This is a genomic window from Streptomyces mayteni, from assembly GCF_054783955.1.
In genome coordinates this window covers 43352-58692 of record NZ_BAAGPR010000014.1, presented here as the reverse complement: position 1 = coordinate 58692, position 15341 = coordinate 43352, and the positions used below count along the sequence as shown (strand labels likewise).

The window sequence follows — 15341 nt, the reverse complement described above, 5'->3', positions numbered from 1 at the left end:
TCAGGGTGCTCCGTCAACCGCGCTGACGCCGCTACGACATTCCGTCGTGGGGCGTGCCGGCACGCCGGCGAGGATCAGGTCGACGCCGCCCACGAATAGGCAAGGCCGTTCAGAACGAGATCGTGGTCCATCGGAGATCCACTTCAAGGGGAGGCACCCTCGTACCGAACGCACAGGGGAGGCGCGCAGGACTCATGAGACCGCGGCCCCGGCCTCGCGCAGCAGGGAGAGGTCGCCGCTCTCGGCGACGCGCTGGAACGCGTAGGCGCTCGCTTTGGGCTCGCGGCGGAAGCCCGCCGCGTGGTCCACGGCGATGAGGCCGAACTTGGGCCGGTAGCCCTCGGCCCACTCGAAGTTGTCGAAGGCGGACCAGTGCAGGTATCCGCGGACGTCGATCCCGTCGCGGATGGCGCGCAGCACCGCGCTCAGGTGGCTCTCCAGGTAGTCGATCCGTTCCGCGTCGTCCTCCGTCGCGATGCCGTTCTCCGTGACGTAGAGCGGCAGTCCGGTCTTGGCGGCTCGGCCCAGGACCTCGTGCAGACCGTCCGGGTAGACGGCCCAGCCCATCTGGCTGGTCGCGAAGCCGTGCGGCGGCGGCACGAAGATGGTCGGTGACGCGGGGTCGACCCAGTTCTTGCGGTAGTACTGCACCCCGAGCCAGTCCCCGCCGTCGCCCGGCCGAAGGCCGTCGAGGTAGAGGTCGACGATCTCCGCTCGCAGCTCGTCGCGGTACCGCCGGGTCACCGCGTCGTCGCGAGCGGGCGCCAGGACCGGCAGTTGGACGACGAGACCGGGCGCGGCGTCGGTGTGCGCCCGCGTGGCGGCGACAGCGCGATGGTGCGCTTCCAGCAGCACGCGCCCGACCCGCTTCCAGTGGACGGCGTGCGCGATACCTGGCGGGTGGTAGCCCTCCAGGTAGCCGTGCAGCGCGACCATCTGCGGTTCGTTGATCGTGCAGACGAAATCGACCAGATCGCCGAGCGCCGCCAGGACGCGTGCGCAGTACCGCTCGAACACGACGAGTGCCTCAGGGCCGAGCCACCCTCCCTGGTCCGCGAACCAGGCCGGGAGCGTGAAGTGGTGCAGTGTCACGAACGACCGGAGGCCGCGCTCGCGCAGCGCCTCGAGCACGCGGCGGTAGTGGGCCAGCGCCGCGGCGCTGAACTCACCGGGCGCCGGCTCGATGCGCGCCCACTCCACCGAGAGCCGGTGCGCGGTGTGCCCGAGCGACGCCAGCAGGTCGAAGTCCTCGCGGTACCGGTGCAGATGGTCGATGCCGTCGCCGGACGAGACGTGTATCCCGGAGGCCGGCTCATGCTCGAAGCGCCACCAGTCCGAGTTGACGTTGCCGCCCTCCACCTGGTGCGCCGACGTCGCGGCTCCCCAGAGGAAGTCGGGAGGGAAGAGGGGATTCACGGTCCTCCTTCGTCGGCGTTCCGGACTCGACGCCCTGGACGGGCACGTCGCGGCACCTCGACCAGCCAATGGCAGTCAATGACTGGTTTTACGATAGCCTATGGTGCCGCCGTTCGAGGAGTCCTCGGCATGCCATGTGTGACCCCAGCATGCGATCTCTCCACGATCACCCCATCAACCCTGGAGCTAGCATGTCCCGCATGGCAGCTCGCAGACCGTACGCGAAGGGCGAAGCCAAACGCGCCGAGATCGTCGACGTCGCGCTCGAGCTGTTCAGCCGGAAGGGTTACGACCGCACCTCCTTCCGCGAGGTCGCTCGTCTCGCCGGCCTGAGCCAGGCCGGCCTCCTCCATTACTTCCGCACCAAGGAGGAGCTCTTCGTCGAGGTGCTGCGTCGTCGCGACGAACGCAACACCCGCTTCTACGACCAGACGGTCGAACGCGATGTCACCATCGAGGGTCTGATCGAGATCATCAAGCACAACGCCGTGGAACCGGGCCTGGTACGGCTGTATGTCGCGATGTCGGCCGAGAGCACGGACGCGGCGAGCGCGGCACGACAGTTCTTCGTCAACCGCTACGAGATGCTCCGCGCGAACATCGCGGCGGACATCCGCCGCAAGCAGGCAGCGGGCGAGTTCTCGGACACGCTGGATCCAGAGGCCGCGGCCAGCCTGGTCATGGCCGCCGCCGACGGGCTCCAGTTGCAGTGGCTGCTCGCTCCGGAGCAGGTGGACATGGGGGCCATGTTCGAGCAGTTGACCGCCCTCCTGCGTGGCGCACGGCCGGGGCCCGTTGCCGCGGGCCCCGGCCGGCGGCAGACCGGACCGGCGTCCGGCTGATCCGGACGAACCGCCTCCCGGGGCTCTGCTCTCGGTGTGGATCTCAGGCGAAGGTCTTCGCGTCGATCACGAACCGGTACCGCACGTCCGAGGACAGGACACGCTCGTAAGCGTCGTTGATCTGCGATGCCGCGATCAGCTCCGTCTCGGGCAGGATGCCGTGCTCGGCGCAGAAGTCGAGCATCTCCTGTGTCTCGGGGATACCGCCGTTGGCGGAACCGGCGATGCCGCGCCGGGACGCGATGAGCGACATGGCGTCGACCGAGATCGGCTCGGTCCATAGCCGCTGTCGCGCTCATCACACTCGCTGGCATGGCGGGATTCGCCGTCAATCCCGCGGTCATTGCCCTGGCCGTCCGCTTCGCGGAGAGGGCGCCGACCCTCGCCGCCGCGCTCAGTAACTCGTTCTTCAACCTCGGCATCGCCACCGGCTCATGGGTCGCGGGGATCGCCCTCGATCGAATCGTCTCTCGGTTTCGAGGGCCCGCCTCTCACCGGAGCGGTATTCGCCGCTTGGACCCTGGTCCCCGTACTCACTCTGGTGCTCCAGGAGCGCCGGGATCGCGGCCACGGTTCCCGGGCCGAAAGCCCCGCCCCGACGAAGACCACACGATCTACCCTGGAGGAGATATGAGCGGGAAAGACCACATTCGCGAATTCCTGATCGCCCGGCGTGCCAGTATCACGCCGGAGCAGGCGGGGCTGCGCACCGGAGACACGGAGCGGCGGGTGCCGGGCTGCGTCGCGAGGAGGTCGCGGGGCTGGCCGATGTCAGCCCCGACTACTACACCAAGCTCAAGCGCGGCAGGGCGAAACTACGCAACGCGTCCGACAGCGTACTCAACGCGATCGCCCGCGCGCTGCAACTCGACGATATCGAGCGGGAGCACCTGTTCTTCCTCGCCCGCGGCACCTCGACGCCCCGGCAACCGCAACCGGTGCGGACCCGCCTACGGGGATCGGTACGGCGTGTGCTCGACAGCATGACCGTGCCCGCGCTCGTCTACAACACCCGCCAGGACGTCATCGCCGCGAACCTGCTGGGCAGGGCCATGTTCGCGCCGCTCCACGACTGCGAGCCACCCAACCTCGCCCGCTTCACCTGGATCTGCCAAGGAAGCCCAGGGCTTCAGCCCTGGGAGGAATTGGCTCATTGGAGCGGAGCCGCGCAGCGGCGGAGTGCTCTTCGTTATGCCTGGACGGCAAGTTGACCTCTGATCCTCGGTCGTATTAGCGTGATCTGCGTGAAGATCGTCGCGCAGGTGAAGTTGGTGCCGGAGTCCGCGTATGACGCGGATGCCCTGACCGCGACTCTGCGTGCCTGCAACCGGGCCGCGAACCGGGCGTCTGAGGTGGCGTTCGCCAAGGACCTGAAGCGGCGGAACCTGTTGCAGAAGGATGTGTACTTCGCGCTCAAGGCCGACTACGACCTGGGGGCCCAGCCCGCTGTGCGGGTGGTGAAGAAGGTGTGCGACGCCTACGCCACACTGACGGCGAACATCAAGGCCGGGAATCTCGGCCCCAAAGGATCCAAGCGCCGCCACCGGGCCCAGTCGAAGCCGATCGTCTTCCGTGCCGACGCCGCCCAGCCCTTCGACGACCGCATCCTGACGTGGAACCTGGACACCCGTACGGTGTCGATCTGGACCGTGGCCGGGCGTATCAAGGGCATCCCGTTCGTCTGCTCCGACGAGGCGATGAAGCTGCTGGCCTCCCGCAAGGGAGAATCCGATCTGGTGCTGCGGGACGGCGTGTTCTTCCTCGTCGCCACCATCGACATCCCCGAGCCCGAGCCCTATGAGCCGGGCGGGTTCCTCGGCGTGGACCTCGGGATCGTCAACGTCGCTACCACCAGCGACGGCGAGATCATGGCCGGGCGCCGCCTGAACCGTTACCGGCAGCGGCACCGCGACCTTCGCGCCAAGCTGCAGAAGAAACGCACCAAAAGCGCGAAGCGCGCGCTCAAGCGCGTGCGCCGTCGCGAGGCGCGGCACGCCACCAACACCAACCACGTCATCGCCAAGAAGCTCGTAGCCACCGCTGAACGCACCTCGCGCGGGATCGCCCTGGAAGACCTTTCGGGGATCCGGCAGAGGGTCACGGCCAGGAAAGACCAGCGGGCACGACTGCACTCGTGGGCCTTCGCCCAACTCGGCGCGTTCGTCGAGTACAAAGCACGGCGGGCAGGTGTCCCGGTCGTCCACGTGGACCCCCGTAACACCTCCCGCCAGTGCTCGAAGTGCTGGCACACCCACCGCTCGAACCGAGTGGACCAAGCACGGTTCGCGTGCCGCTCCTGCGGAGTCGTACTGCACGCGGACCGCAACGGCTCCCGCAACATCGCCCACCGAGGCGAAGCTGTGTGGCAGCGGGGCGCGGTCAATCGCCCCAGTACGGCCTAGTCGTACCGGACGCAGGGGACCACGCGGCAGCCAGTCACGCTCCACTTGCAATCAACGCCCTTCCGACCGAGCCAACAAGCTCGGTCCTTTTGGGCCGAGAAGTTGACGTTCCTCGACTCCCGGGCGCGGGACTTCTACGCCGACTGGCCGCTCGCCTGCAGCCTGACCGCCGCGATGCTGCGGTTCGAGGCCGGTCGCGATCCCCTGAGCGCAGACCTGACGGCGCTCATCGGTGAGCTGTCGACCCGCAGCCCGCAGTTCCGCCGGGACTGGGCCGAGCAGGACGTGCACGAACACCGCACCGGGCAGAAGACCTACCGGCATCCGGAGGTCGGCGACCTCCACGTCTCCTACGACGTCCTGGAGCTGCCCGGTGAGCCCGGCCTGTCCATCACGACCTACAGCGCGGAAGAGGGCGACCCCACTGCGGAGAAGTTCAGGCTCCTGGCGAGCTGGGCCGCCAGCCAGGAGTCCGACACCGCTCGCGTCCCCCGCTCGGTGGAGTAGCCCGGTGCCGAACGCCACCGGGCGCTCTCCTCAGCCCTTGATCGCCCCCTCGGACAGCCCCTGGACAAGGCGTCGTTGCACGAACAGGTAGACGAGCACGATGGGGAGACTCGTCAGGACGACGTGAGCGAAGACGAGGTCCCAGCGGAAAGCGACGACCTCCGACGAGGCCGAGGCGAACCGGAAGAGACCCAGCGGAAGCGTCGCGCTCTCCTCACCTCGCAGCAGGAACAGCGCGAAGAGGAACTCGTTCCAGATCGTGATGATCAGGATGACGCCGCCGACCAGGAGGACGGGCAGCAGCGACGGGATGATCAGGAGCCGGAAGATCTGCGGTTTCGAGGCCCCGTCGATCGCCGCCGCTTCCTCGATCTCCATGGGCATCGTCCGCACGAACCCGGTGGCGAGAAAGACCACGACCCCCAGCCGGGTTCCCACCATGACGAGGAAGTAGCCGAGCCGGGTCCCGTCGATCCCCAGTACCTGAAGCTCGTAGATGGTGGGCAGGACCGCCGCCGGCAGAAGAACCGAGAGCACGCAGAGGTTGTAGGCGACCTTCATCGAGACACGCTGTGACCGTGCGAAGGCCCAGGCGGCCATCGACCCGAACAGCAGCACGCATGCGAGGGTCGGCACCGCGATCGCGAGGCTGTTGAGCAGCGCCGTGGGGTAGTTGCCCTCCTCGAAGACGACAGCGAAGTTGTCCCACCGCCATTCCCTCGGCAGATCGAGGTCGAGCCTGCTCGCTTCGCTGTAGGGCTTCACCGAGTTGACCAGAAGCAGCCACATCGGGACCAGCACCCAGGGCAGCGCGACGGCCCCAAGGACCACGACGCGCAGCAGTTCCGAGCGCCGCATCGGCGGCCGGCGCCGTCGAGCGATCGTTCCGTGTGCGGTCATGCTTCCACCTCCCGTCGACGCAGGAACGCGATCAGTGGCACGCCCAGCACGACCACCAGGATCGTGACGGTGAGGCTGATCGAACTGGCCATGCCGAAGAACCCGCCGTTGTACTGCCGGTACATGGCGATGTTGAGGACCGACGTCGCGTCTCCCGGCCCGCCACGGGTCGTCGCCTGGACGATGTCGAACGCGTTGAGCGCGCCGAGGAAGCTCACGACGACGCTGAACGTGAACGCCGGCGCGAGCAGCGGGAACTTCACGGACCAGAAGGCCCGCCACGCGTTCGCGCCGTCGATCTTCGCCGCCTCGACGAGCGACCGCGGTATGGCGTTGAGCCCCGCGATGTACACCAGGGTCACGATGCCGCTCCACTTCCAGACGTCGATGAACGCGACGGCGACGAGCGCGGACGTCCCGTCGCCCAGCCAGGCGTGGTCGAAGTCCGGCGCCAGGAGCCCGATCGCCTGGTTCAGCGGGCCCCGGGGCTCGAGGATGGCGCTCCAGATGTAGCCCGCCGCGAGCGGGGAGATCAGCACCGGGAGGAAGTAGAGGGCCCGGAAGAGGGAGTTGACCCGGTTCGAGCGCTGCATGAGCAGGGCGAGCCCGAGGCTGATGACGTTCTGCATGAGCATCGCGATGACCGCGTAGGTGACGGTGACGCGGATCGCGATCGGCAGGACCCCGGAGTCGATGAGGTTCACGAAGTTGTCGACGCCGTTGACGGAGATCCTCGAGGAGAACCCGGTCCACTGGGTGAACGCGAAATAGACGTTGAGGAGGAAAGGAAGCAGGAAGAAGGCCACCGTCAGGACGAGCGTCGGCACGACGAACGGCCACCAGCGCGCCTGCGTACTCCGCCGGACCGGCTTCGCCGAGTGCCGCTCGGCGCGGCTCCGAGTCCCGCGCCTCGCGGTTTCGGTATCCGTGGTGTTCGGCATGGCCGCGACCGCCTATTCCCAGCCGGGCAGGCCTGCGGCCCGCGCGGCCTGCTCGAACACCGTCTGCGAGCGGCTCGCGGCCGACTCCGGGGTTTCGCTGCCGCTGAGCAGGCCGGTCATGTAGTTCGCGAACTCCGAGTTGAAGCCGGAGAGGTTGCTGTTGAACGCCAACGCCGTGCTGTCCTCATAGGCCGCCCGCAGCTCCTCGCGCACCCCCGTGTACCCGCCGGCGGGCGGCTCGGCGCCTTCCAGCACCGGGAACGTGCCCGACTCGTCAACGAAGTCCTGATATCCCTCGTCGGTGGCCCACTGGATGAACGCGAGCGCCGTGCTCTCGCGCTCCGCGTCGCCGGTCCTCGGGACGTACCAGGTGCCGGCCACGTTGGGCGCCCAGGCCGAGACGGCGCCCTCCGCGGCGGGATAGGCGAAGCCGATCGTCTCCGCCGTGAGCGCGTCGTCGCCGCCGAGCTGTTCGGTGAACATGTCCAGCAGACCTGACGGAAGGGCCACCATCGCGGCCTCCCCCGCGCTGACCGCCGCGATCGAGTCCTCGAACTTGGCGGTCGTCGCGTCGGAGTTGAAGCAACCGGACTCCTGAAGGTCCCGGTACGCCTCAAGGCCGGCGATGAACGGGCTCCCCTCGGCGTCGAAGGTCGTCTCCCGGTCGAGCACCCGCTGCGCCCAGTCCTCGGACTGTTGCGCGGACCCCATGTACATGAGCCCGCCCAGGATCTGGGTCGGCCAGGTCGACCCGCCACTCTCGAAGATCGGCGCGATGTCCGGCGCCTCCGCCCGCAGGGTGTCGCAGATGGCGGCCAGGTCGTCATAGGTCTCGGGGATGTCGAGCCCGTACTGGGCGAACACCTCCCGGTTGTAGAACAGGCCGAAGAGCGAGGGCGAGTCGGTGATCGCGGCGTACACCTTCCCGTTGAAGGTGCCAGCGCTCCGGAGGATCTCCCGCTCTCGTTCGACATAGGGCATGGCGGAGAGGTCGTAGAGGTTCTGCTCGGGGTTCAGCTGCCAGAATCCGGACGTCGCGTGGTATTCGAGGAGGTCGGGTCGTTCGCCGGAGGCCCATCGGGTCTGGACACCGGACTCGAACTGGTCCGAGGGCATCTCGACGATCTCGAACTCGACGCCCGTCTCCGCCGTGAAGCGTTCGTAGACGTTCATGACCGCGTCGGGATCGGACGGGTTGACCCACACGGTGAGCTGCTCGGCCTGGACCTCGGCCGTGCCGTCCGCCGGGACGCCGCCACCGGAGCCGCCTCCTCCGGGGGTGCTGCACGCGGGTAGGACGGCCAGGACGGCGATGCCCACGCCGATCGACACTGATCGCTTCATAGAGGACTCCCTCGGCTTTCTGAACAGCGGGATCGACATCGAGACCGCGATCGCCGGATGCGATGGGCGGCGAGCCTACAAAACCAGTCATTGACAGGCAAGGGTCTCGACGTCCAGGGTGCATCGGGACATCTCCGCCAGCTCCAAGCCCCCGCGGTGCTCGTCACCGGACCAAGGAGAGAGCGCCATGACGAACGTGACACCGCCGGCCGCGTCGTTCCCCGAGGGGTTCGTCTTCGGCACGGCCACCAGCGCCTTCCAGATCGAGGGCGCGTGGAACGAGGACGGGAAGGGCCCCTCGATCTGGGACACCTTCGGACACACCCCCGGCAGGGTGCACCGCGACATCCCCGGCGACATCGCCGTCGACCACTACCACCGGCACCGGGAGGACATCGCGCTGATGCGCGACCTCGGCGTCGACTCCTACCGCTTCTCCCTCAGCTGGCCGCGGATCCTCCCGACCGGCACCGGGCAGGTCAACCGCGCCGGCCTCGACTTCTACCACCGGCTCGTCGACGACCTCCTCGAAGCCGGCATCAGCCCCAACGTCACCCTCTACCACTGGGACCTGCCGCAGGCGTTGGAGGACCGCGGCGGTTGGGCCAACCGGGACGTCGCCCTCTGGTTCCGCGACTACGCCGCGCTGGTGTTCCAGGAGTTCGCCGGCCTGGTGCCACGCTGGGCGACACTCAACGAACCGATCGCCATCTGGGTCGGCTACGGCATGGGGCTTTTCGCCCCCGGACACCAGGACCCCCGACTCGGCAAGCAGGCGATGCACCACGCGCTCCTCGCCCACGGCGAGGCCGTGCGCGCCTTCCGCGCCCAGGCCGATCCGGGCGCCGAGATCGGCATCGTCGTCGACATCTGGAAGCGGCATCCCGCGACCGCCGACCCCGCCGACGCCGCCATCGCCGCACGCGACGAGGACGACTCCTTCCGCTTCTTCCTCGACCCCCTCCTCACCGGCCGCCACAGCCAGCGCAACACCGAACGACTCACGCGCGACGGCACCATGCCCGAGATCCGTGCCGGAGACCTCGAACTCATCGCCTCCCCCGTCGACTTCCTCGGCCTCAACGTCTACTCCCGCGTCGTCGTCAGCGCCAAGGACGACAACGTCCCCTGGTGGGAGACCAGCGAGCACCACCCCGGCGGCAACTTCCTCGACAACGGCACGGAGTTCTACCCCAAGGCCGTCTACGACGCGATCCGCATGGTGCACGACGAGTACGGCTGGCGCGGGCCGGTCTACATCACCGAGAACGGCATGACCGACGCCGAAGACGCCGACCCCCTCCACGACCCCGAACGCATCCGCTACGTCCACGGCTTCCTCGAATGGATCGCCAAGGCCATCGCCGAAGGCGCCGACGTACGCGGCTACTACCTCTGGTCACTCCTCGACAACTACGAATGGACCGCCGGCTTCAGCAAACGCTTCGGCCTCGTACACGTCGACCCCAACACCCTCGCCCGCACGCCCAAGGCCTCGTTCGACTGGTACCGCGACGTCATCGCCCGACGGACGCCGACGGGGGCGCCGTAGGGCACGATCTCGGCGCGGTGGGTCACGAGGTGCCGTAGCGCTCGGCGAGGTCCGCTCGCAGGGCGGCGTCGAACTCGGCGATGCGGGCGCTGAGCCCCTCGACGAGTTCGGGGTGGCGCTGGGAGAGGTCGTAGTTCTCCCCCGGGTCGAGGGCGAGATCGAACAACTGCGGAAGCTCCTCCGTGGGTGAGAACGCGCGGCCCGTGAAGCAGGGCCCCGGTGCCCGGCGCACATGCAGCTTCCAGTCGCCGCGGCGCACGGCGTTGCAGTTGCCCACCAACGGCGTTCGCTGGTCGTCGTAGGAGAAGATGTCGCCGCGGTCCACCCGCCGGCCGGTCGTGAGGGCCGGCAGAATGCTGCGCCCGTCGATGGGGCGGTGCGGATCGGGCTCGTCCTGCCCGACGGCGCCAGCCAGGACCACGAGGTCATGACCGCGATCCGAGCGGTGAAGTCCGGCGCCCTCGACGGCAGGACGACCGCACTCCTCTCCCGGGCCGCACAGCGCCTCATCGAACAGGGCGCACAGGCCGTGATCGCCGGCTGCACCGAGATTCCGCTCGGTCTCCCCGCGAACGCACTGCGGGTCCCCCTCATCGACCCGGCTCTGCTACGTCGGCGTCGCACACGACGTGCGACTGGACGGACAAGAGCTCGTCCACGACGGGCGCTTCCCCCGCTCGCCGTGCCGTCCGCCGAGGCGAGCCGTGAGCCGGCACCGGTAGTCGTCCGGGACCGATACCTAGCCGGTGATGATCTCCTGTTGGATTTCGGGGGTCGGCGCGTACTCGCCGCGCAGGACGAGGCGTAGGTATCTCGCCGCCCTGGGAACGTACTCGTCGTCCGCGGTGATCGCGATGTCGAGAGCGCCCAGCGCGTCCTTCGCGTACTCGGCCGGGAGGTACGTGAGCGCGTTCACGGCCTGGAGTCGCGTGCGGGCGTCGGTGCTCGTGGTGAGGGTGTCCGACAGGTAGCGGATCGCGTTGTCCGGGTGGTCGAGGCGGGCGAGGAGTTCCGCTGCCGGGATCTTCACGCGCGGGGTCTCGTCGGGGTCGGCGAGGGTCCGTTCCAGCGCTTCGGGGACGTGCCTGCGTCTCAGGTCGCGGGCGGCGGGGGTGTGGAGCATGAGCAGGCCCTGGACGCCCCAGTACCTGATCACCTCGTTGGCCTCGGTGAGGGCGTGCAGGAAGGTGGCGATGTGTGCCTTCTCGCGGCGGATGGCGAGATCGGCGAGCCGCTTGACGCGGCGGATCGGGAAGGAGCCGGGGACCCGGGAGGCGGCGTGCCCCTCGGCCGCCGAGCCCTCCGGGATGAATCCGTTGTCGTGGATCGCCAGGAGGTGCTCGTCCAACGCCCGGGACAGCCGCTCGCGCACGGCCGCGTACCGCGGGTCGTCGGCGAGGTCGCGCACCTCGTCGGGGTCGGTGTGCAGGTCGTACAGTTCCTCGGCGGGTTTCTCGCCCCACCAGCGTTCCTGGACCTCTGTCAGCGTGCCGGCCAGGTGTGCCCGTTCCCAGTCCAGGTAGCCGGGCTGCTGGAACATGTAGGCGACGTGCTGGTTGGGGATGCGGTGCGGGGCGTAGTTGCGGACGTACCGGTAGCGGGTGTCCCGGACGGTGCGGACGAAGTCGTAGCGATCGTCCATCCGGTCGCGGGAGCCGAAGGCGTACCGGGGACGGCGGTGGGCCTTCAGGAGCGAGGTGCCCTCCAGGTACGCGGGCACGTCGACTCCGGCCAGGTCGAGGACGGTTGGCGCGTAGTCGAGCGAGGTGACCGGGGAGTCGACCACAGAGCCGGGCGGGGCCGGCGCCAGATGCCGCCAGCGTTCCGGGAACCTCACGACGAGAGCGGTGCGAAGGCCGCTGTCGTAGGCGTACCGCTTGGAGCGTGGGAGGACGCCGCCGTTGTCCGAGTAGTGGAAGACGATGGTGTCCTCGGCGAGTCCTGAGGATTCCAGGGTGGCCAGCAGTGAGGCGAGTTGGCCGTCGAGCCGGGTGATGTTGTCGAAGTAGTGGGCGCGGTCGGCGCGGATGTTCGCCGTGTCCGGGAGGTAGGCGGGCACGGTGACGTCGGCCGGGTCGTGCACGCCGCTCGGCTCGGTGGTCCACAGCGACGACTCGTGCGTGACCATCAGGTTGACGACGGAGAAGAACGGCTGGCCGGGGGCGCGCCCGGTCCAGGAGGCGGTGGGGCCGTTCGCGTCCCACAGTTCGGCGAGGTCGAACTCGGCGTTGTAGTCGGTCTTGTTGTTGTTCGACGTGTAGTAGCCGGCCTCCCTGAGGTGGGTCGGGAAGCCCGTCAGCCAGTCGGGGAGCCGGCCCGAGGCGCGCATGTGGTGGGCCGGGCCGAAGGTCGCGGGGGACATGCCGGTGATGAGGGAGAAGCGGGTGGGCGCGCACACCGGGTAGGTGGAGAAGGAGTTCTCGTAGCGGACGCCCTCCGCCGCGAGCGCGTCGATGGTCGGGGTGACGGCCTGTTCGTCGCCGTACGCGCCGAGGAAGGGGTTGTTGTCCTCGCTGACCAGCCACAGGATGTTGGGCCGCTCGGCGTCGGTCGCCCGCGCGGCCGGGGCGACGCCCATGCCGACGGCGACGGCACCCGCGGCGGAGGCGGTGAGAAGACTTCTGCGGGACGGATGCGTGTTCACGGGATCGGAACCTCTCGTTCAGGCTCACGCAGCGTCCAGGCTCACGCGGCGACGCGGAAGCCGATGTTGCCCGCGGAGCTGTCGGGGGTGTTGGAGGACCGGGCCGCGACCCGGTAGCGCTTGCAGTAGGAGTCGTGGCACAGGTACGAGCCGCCCCGCATGGCACGGGCCAGCCCCTCCGGCGGGCCTGTGGGATCCGCGCGTGGGCCGGTGAGGTGGAAGTCGCGGCTGAACCAGTCCGCCGTCCACTCCCACACGTTGCCCACCGTGTTGTAGAGGCCGAAGCCGTTCGGGCGGAACGCTTTCACGGGCGCCGTGGAACGGTGGCCGTCCTCGGCGGTGTTGACGGTGGGGAAGGTGCCGCGCCAGATGTTGCACAGATGCCGGCCGTCCGGGGCGAGTTCGTCGCCCCACGGATAGCGCTTCCGCTCCAGGCCGCCGCGGGCCGCGTACTCCCACTCGGCCTCCGTCGGCAACCTGGTCCCCGACCAGGCGCAGAAGGCGACCGCGTCGTTCCAGGAGACGTGCACGACGGGGTGGTTCTGGCACGAGTCGATCGAGGAACCAGGACCCTCCGGGTACCGCCAGGTGGCCCGCTGAACGCCCCGCCACCAGGGAGTTCCCGGCACCCGCGGGGACGCGGCGCGCACCTCCCGGGGCAGGAAGCCCTCGAAGACATAGGAGAACCCGAAACGCTCAGCGTCGGTGACGTACCCGGTGGCCTTCACGAAGGTCGCGAACTGCGCGTTGGTGACGGTGGTCGGCGCGATCCGGAACGGGCTCAAGCCGACCTCGCGGACCGGGCCTTCGCCGTCCCCCGGGTGGCCGATCCCATCGTCGGCGCCCATCAGGAAGCGGCCACCGGGCAGGGACAGGAGCCGCTTGGCGACACGACTGTCGGCGACCGCCCGCAGGGTGGCGGCGGTAGGTGCGAGCGTCACCGGCTCGCGCCCGGGCGCACAGCGGGACATCGGCTCCTGGTGCCTCATCAGGAGCGTCTCGTGGGCAGGGGGGGTGTGTGACATCGCGAGATCCTTCACGGTGCGCGGCGGGGTGCCGTCGGCAGGCACGACGCCGTGGCGGCTGAAGAGGGCACGGCAGGAGGCCCTGGACGACGGGGCTCCGGGACGACGAGTGGTCCCCGGGCGCGGGCGTCAGCCTCGTGGCGCGGGGCGACAGAGAGCACTCGCCAGCCGTCCGAAGTCGACGTGCGGGCGAGCGGTGAGGATCTGGTTCGGCACCACGCCGGTACCGTACGCGGGGTGCCTGGCCCGGGCAATGGCCCCAGGGCGGTGTCTCGCATGGCGGACCCCGCAGACAGAATCTCGCGCGTCGCTGCCCCTGGTCCAGCGGCCGCCGGCCACGGGCTCCCTCCTAGCCGCCCTGGATATCGGCGACCTTGCTGTCGCAGAGGAACGCGATCTCGAGGTCGGCGAAGGCACGCTCCTGCATGGCCTCATAAACGCGCAGGGGTCCCATGGCACACAATGGTGACCGTGCGGGCGAACCGGCTGAGGAAGGTAGCCACCTCCATGGTGGTGTCGCCGCCGAACGAAGCGTCGCCGGACGCCCCGCAGGACCTCGGTGGCCACCTGCTCCTGCTCCTGCCCATGAGTCCGGCCATCTCCACCTCAACTGAGCCGTGTTGGCATCCGCCCTGCCCATGCCCCGTACGGAAGCCCGGTGCGCCTCGGACCTGGGCCTGCCAGAAGCCAGATCACCCATCGAACTCGTCATCGATTTGAATCTTCTTGATCCACGGATCGAGACAAGACGTTTCACCCCCATCAGCGACAACCCCTTCCCCCCTCCGGAGGCCATTCACGATGGAAAACAACCTCTAGCCAGGAACCCTCCCTCGCCGGAACCGGTCGGCCGACTCAACCACGCCGACTACCCTGTGCACCCGCATCAGCCCCTGTCGCCTTACCCAAGTGAACACATCACCCCGCCGCCGGCGCCCCTGGCGGCCCGTGTGCCAGAACACTGAGCACGATTCACCCCCGCCTTCGCGGGACCACTGCCACGGTGGCTACGCGCCAAGCAGTCGGTTCTTTGCAGGGCTCGAAGTCCTGGTCGGTGAGGACACCTTGGTCGCGGAGAGCGGCCAGCTTGGTGAGTTCATCGGCGATCGAGGGAGCGGCAGTGGGTGGGGTGGGGTGGGCGGTGGGCTGTGGTGCGTGCTGGGCGGTGATGGCCTGCTGGATAGCGTCGCGGACCTGCTCGAAGGCGGCCTGTCGCTTTGCCTGAAAGGTCACCGAGTACTCGTCGAGGAGCGCGTCACGGCGGCTCTTGCCTGAGCGTGCGCGGAAGTCGCTGCCGCCGCTGATGGTGAGCTGGATGAACCCGGCGATGAAGCTGGCGTTCTTCCACTGCACTGCGGTGACGCTGGTGATGGGGATCACGGCTACAGTGGCACCGCATGGCCACAAGAGTGGAGGACCCTGCGGTGCCCCTGATCGGTCGGTGGCGGATCGTCGAGATGGACGTGTGGGACCGCGATGCCATTGACCTCGTCGGTCCAGGCTTCATCGAGTTCGCCGATGACGGGACCGGCCAGTTCGGCTTCATCGCCGTTCGTGGCTGGATGGACTGCCGGACTGCCGAACGCGACGGCCGGAACCGCGTGGAGTTCAGCTGGGAAGGCGAGGACGAAGGCGACCAGGTCGTCGGGCGCGGCTGGGCCGTCCTCATCGATGACACGACGCTCAAGGGGCACTTCTTCTTCCACATGGGAGATGACTCAGCTTTTCGGGCGGAGCCCTTCGCCCGCGCCGATCAGCGGAGATGAGC

General features: G+C 68.7%; 15 protein-coding genes and 3 pseudogenes. 8 read left to right on the top strand and 10 right to left on the bottom strand.

Annotated features, from left to right (window positions below):
* Positions 1-192: 192 nt before the first annotated feature.
* Positions 193-1416 carry a glycoside hydrolase family 1 protein gene (locus tag ACYVPE_RS09440; protein WP_461033001.1) on the bottom strand — a complete coding sequence of 408 codons (1224 nt, stop codon included), beginning with the start codon at positions 1414-1416 and terminating at the stop codon, positions 193-195.
* 200 nt (positions 1417-1616) lie between these two features.
* Between ACYVPE_RS09440 and ACYVPE_RS09435 the strand changes: the two genes are divergently transcribed.
* Positions 1617-2258: a TetR/AcrR family transcriptional regulator gene (locus ACYVPE_RS09435; protein ID WP_461033000.1), complete on the top strand. Its 642-nt coding sequence runs from the start codon at positions 1617-1619 to the stop codon at positions 2256-2258.
* A 43-nt stretch (positions 2259-2301) separates the two neighbouring features.
* Here the strand turns inward: ACYVPE_RS09435 and ACYVPE_RS09430 are convergent.
* Positions 2302-2532, bottom strand: a pseudogene (locus ACYVPE_RS09430) (alcohol dehydrogenase); the annotation flags it as partial.
* Positions 2533-2692: 160 nt separating this feature from the next.
* Here ACYVPE_RS09430 and ACYVPE_RS09425 point away from each other — a divergent pair.
* The 4 genes and pseudogenes from ACYVPE_RS09425 to ACYVPE_RS09410 all read left to right on the top strand — a co-directional run.
* Positions 2693-3091 (top strand): annotated as a pseudogene (locus ACYVPE_RS09425) (hypothetical protein); the annotation flags it as partial.
* Between the two features lie 138 nt (positions 3092-3229).
* The gene (locus ACYVPE_RS09420) at positions 3230-3469 is read left to right on the top strand and encodes an MmyB family transcriptional regulator (RefSeq protein WP_461033053.1); all 240 of its coding nucleotides are present in this window, start codon (positions 3230-3232) and stop codon (positions 3467-3469) included.
* A gap of 33 nt (positions 3470-3502) precedes the next feature.
* Complete coding sequence (locus ACYVPE_RS09415; RefSeq protein WP_461032999.1) at positions 3503-4660, top strand: RNA-guided endonuclease InsQ/TnpB family protein; 1158 nt, start codon at positions 3503-3505, stop codon at positions 4658-4660.
* A 102-nt stretch (positions 4661-4762) separates the two neighbouring features.
* Positions 4763-5167 (top strand): MmyB family transcriptional regulator, encoded by a 405-nt coding sequence (locus ACYVPE_RS09410; protein ID WP_461032998.1) that lies wholly within the window; start codon positions 4763-4765, stop codon positions 5165-5167.
* Positions 5168-5197: 30 nt separating this feature from the next.
* Here ACYVPE_RS09410 and ACYVPE_RS09405 read toward each other — a convergent pair whose 3' ends face one another.
* The 3 genes from ACYVPE_RS09405 to ACYVPE_RS09395 all read right to left on the bottom strand — a co-directional run bounded on the left by ACYVPE_RS09405 (position 5198) and on the right by ACYVPE_RS09395 (position 8352).
* Entirely contained in the window at positions 5198-6067 is an 870-nt protein-coding gene (locus tag ACYVPE_RS09405; RefSeq protein WP_461032997.1) for a carbohydrate ABC transporter permease, read from the bottom strand.
* Positions 6064-6894 (bottom strand): carbohydrate ABC transporter permease, encoded by an 831-nt coding sequence (locus tag ACYVPE_RS09400; protein ID WP_461032996.1) that lies wholly within the window; start codon positions 6892-6894, stop codon positions 6064-6066. Before ACYVPE_RS09400 ends, ACYVPE_RS09405 begins: the two co-directional genes overlap by 4 nt.
* 126 nt (positions 6895-7020) lie before the next feature.
* On the bottom strand, positions 7021-8352 hold the full coding sequence (locus ACYVPE_RS09395) for an ABC transporter substrate-binding protein (RefSeq protein ID WP_461032995.1): 1332 nt from the start codon (positions 8350-8352) through the stop codon (positions 7021-7023).
* Between the two features lie 187 nt (positions 8353-8539).
* Between ACYVPE_RS09395 and ACYVPE_RS09390 the strand changes: the two genes are divergently transcribed.
* On the top strand, positions 8540-9904 hold the full coding sequence (locus ACYVPE_RS09390) for a GH1 family beta-glucosidase (RefSeq protein WP_461032994.1): 1365 nt from the start codon (positions 8540-8542) through the stop codon (positions 9902-9904).
* A 22-nt stretch (positions 9905-9926) separates the two neighbouring features.
* Here ACYVPE_RS09390 and ACYVPE_RS09385 read toward each other — a convergent pair whose 3' ends face one another.
* Positions 9927-10325, bottom strand: a complete 399-nt coding sequence (locus tag ACYVPE_RS09385; RefSeq protein WP_461032993.1) for a hypothetical protein — start codon at positions 10323-10325, stop codon at positions 9927-9929.
* Positions 10326-10331: 6 nt separating this feature from the next.
* Between ACYVPE_RS09385 and ACYVPE_RS09380 the strand changes: the two genes are divergently transcribed.
* Positions 10332-10712, top strand: a complete 381-nt coding sequence (locus tag ACYVPE_RS09380) for an aspartate/glutamate racemase family protein (RefSeq protein WP_461032992.1) — start codon at positions 10332-10334, stop codon at positions 10710-10712.
* On the opposite strand, the gene ACYVPE_RS09375 is transcribed toward ACYVPE_RS09380, so the two are convergent.
* The 4 genes and pseudogenes from ACYVPE_RS09375 to ACYVPE_RS09360 all read right to left on the bottom strand — a co-directional run bounded on the left by ACYVPE_RS09375 (position 10644) and on the right by ACYVPE_RS09360 (position 14953).
* Complete coding sequence (locus tag ACYVPE_RS09375; protein WP_461032991.1) at positions 10644-12548, bottom strand: sulfatase-like hydrolase/transferase; 1905 nt, start codon at positions 12546-12548, stop codon at positions 10644-10646. The two genes, ACYVPE_RS09380 and ACYVPE_RS09375, sit on opposite strands and share 69 nt — an antisense overlap.
* Before the next feature lie 41 nt (positions 12549-12589).
* Complete coding sequence (locus ACYVPE_RS09370; protein WP_461033052.1) at positions 12590-13537, bottom strand: formylglycine-generating enzyme family protein; 948 nt, start codon at positions 13535-13537, stop codon at positions 12590-12592.
* A gap of 391 nt (positions 13538-13928) precedes the next feature.
* Positions 13929-14097, bottom strand: a pseudogene (locus ACYVPE_RS09365) (NAD-binding protein); the annotation flags it as partial.
* A 448-nt stretch (positions 14098-14545) separates the two neighbouring features.
* Positions 14546-14953, bottom strand: coding sequence for a DUF4429 domain-containing protein (locus ACYVPE_RS09360; RefSeq protein ID WP_461032990.1), 408 nt, complete (start codon positions 14951-14953; stop codon positions 14546-14548).
* 17 nt (positions 14954-14970) lie between these two features.
* Here ACYVPE_RS09360 and ACYVPE_RS09355 point away from each other — a divergent pair, with 17 nt between their 5' ends.
* Positions 14971-15339 carry a hypothetical protein gene (locus ACYVPE_RS09355; RefSeq protein ID WP_461032989.1) on the top strand — a complete coding sequence of 123 codons (369 nt, stop codon included), beginning with the start codon at positions 14971-14973 and terminating at the stop codon, positions 15337-15339.
* The last annotated feature ends 2 nt before the right edge of the window (positions 15340-15341 follow it).

Coding starts and splice junctions, on each gene's coding strand:
- ACYVPE_RS09435 (WP_461033000.1), top strand. CDS start 1,617: ATGGCAGCTCGCAGACCGTACGCGAAGGGCGAAGCCAAACGCGCCGAG.
- ACYVPE_RS09405 (WP_461032997.1), bottom strand. CDS start 6,067: ATGACCGCACACGGAACGATCGCTCGACGGCGCCGGCCGCCGATGCGG.
- ACYVPE_RS09395 (WP_461032995.1), bottom strand. CDS start 8,352: ATGAAGCGATCAGTGTCGATCGGCGTGGGCATCGCCGTCCTGGCCGTC.
- ACYVPE_RS09390 (WP_461032994.1), top strand. CDS start 8,540: ATGACGAACGTGACACCGCCGGCCGCGTCGTTCCCCGAGGGGTTCGTC.
- ACYVPE_RS09380 (WP_461032992.1), top strand. CDS start 10,332: ATGACCGCGATCCGAGCGGTGAAGTCCGGCGCCCTCGACGGCAGGACG.
- ACYVPE_RS09370 (WP_461033052.1), bottom strand. CDS start 13,537: ATGAGGCACCAGGAGCCGATGTCCCGCTGTGCGCCCGGGCGCGAGCCG.
- ACYVPE_RS09355 (WP_461032989.1), top strand. CDS start 14,971: ATGGCCACAAGAGTGGAGGACCCTGCGGTGCCCCTGATCGGTCGGTGG.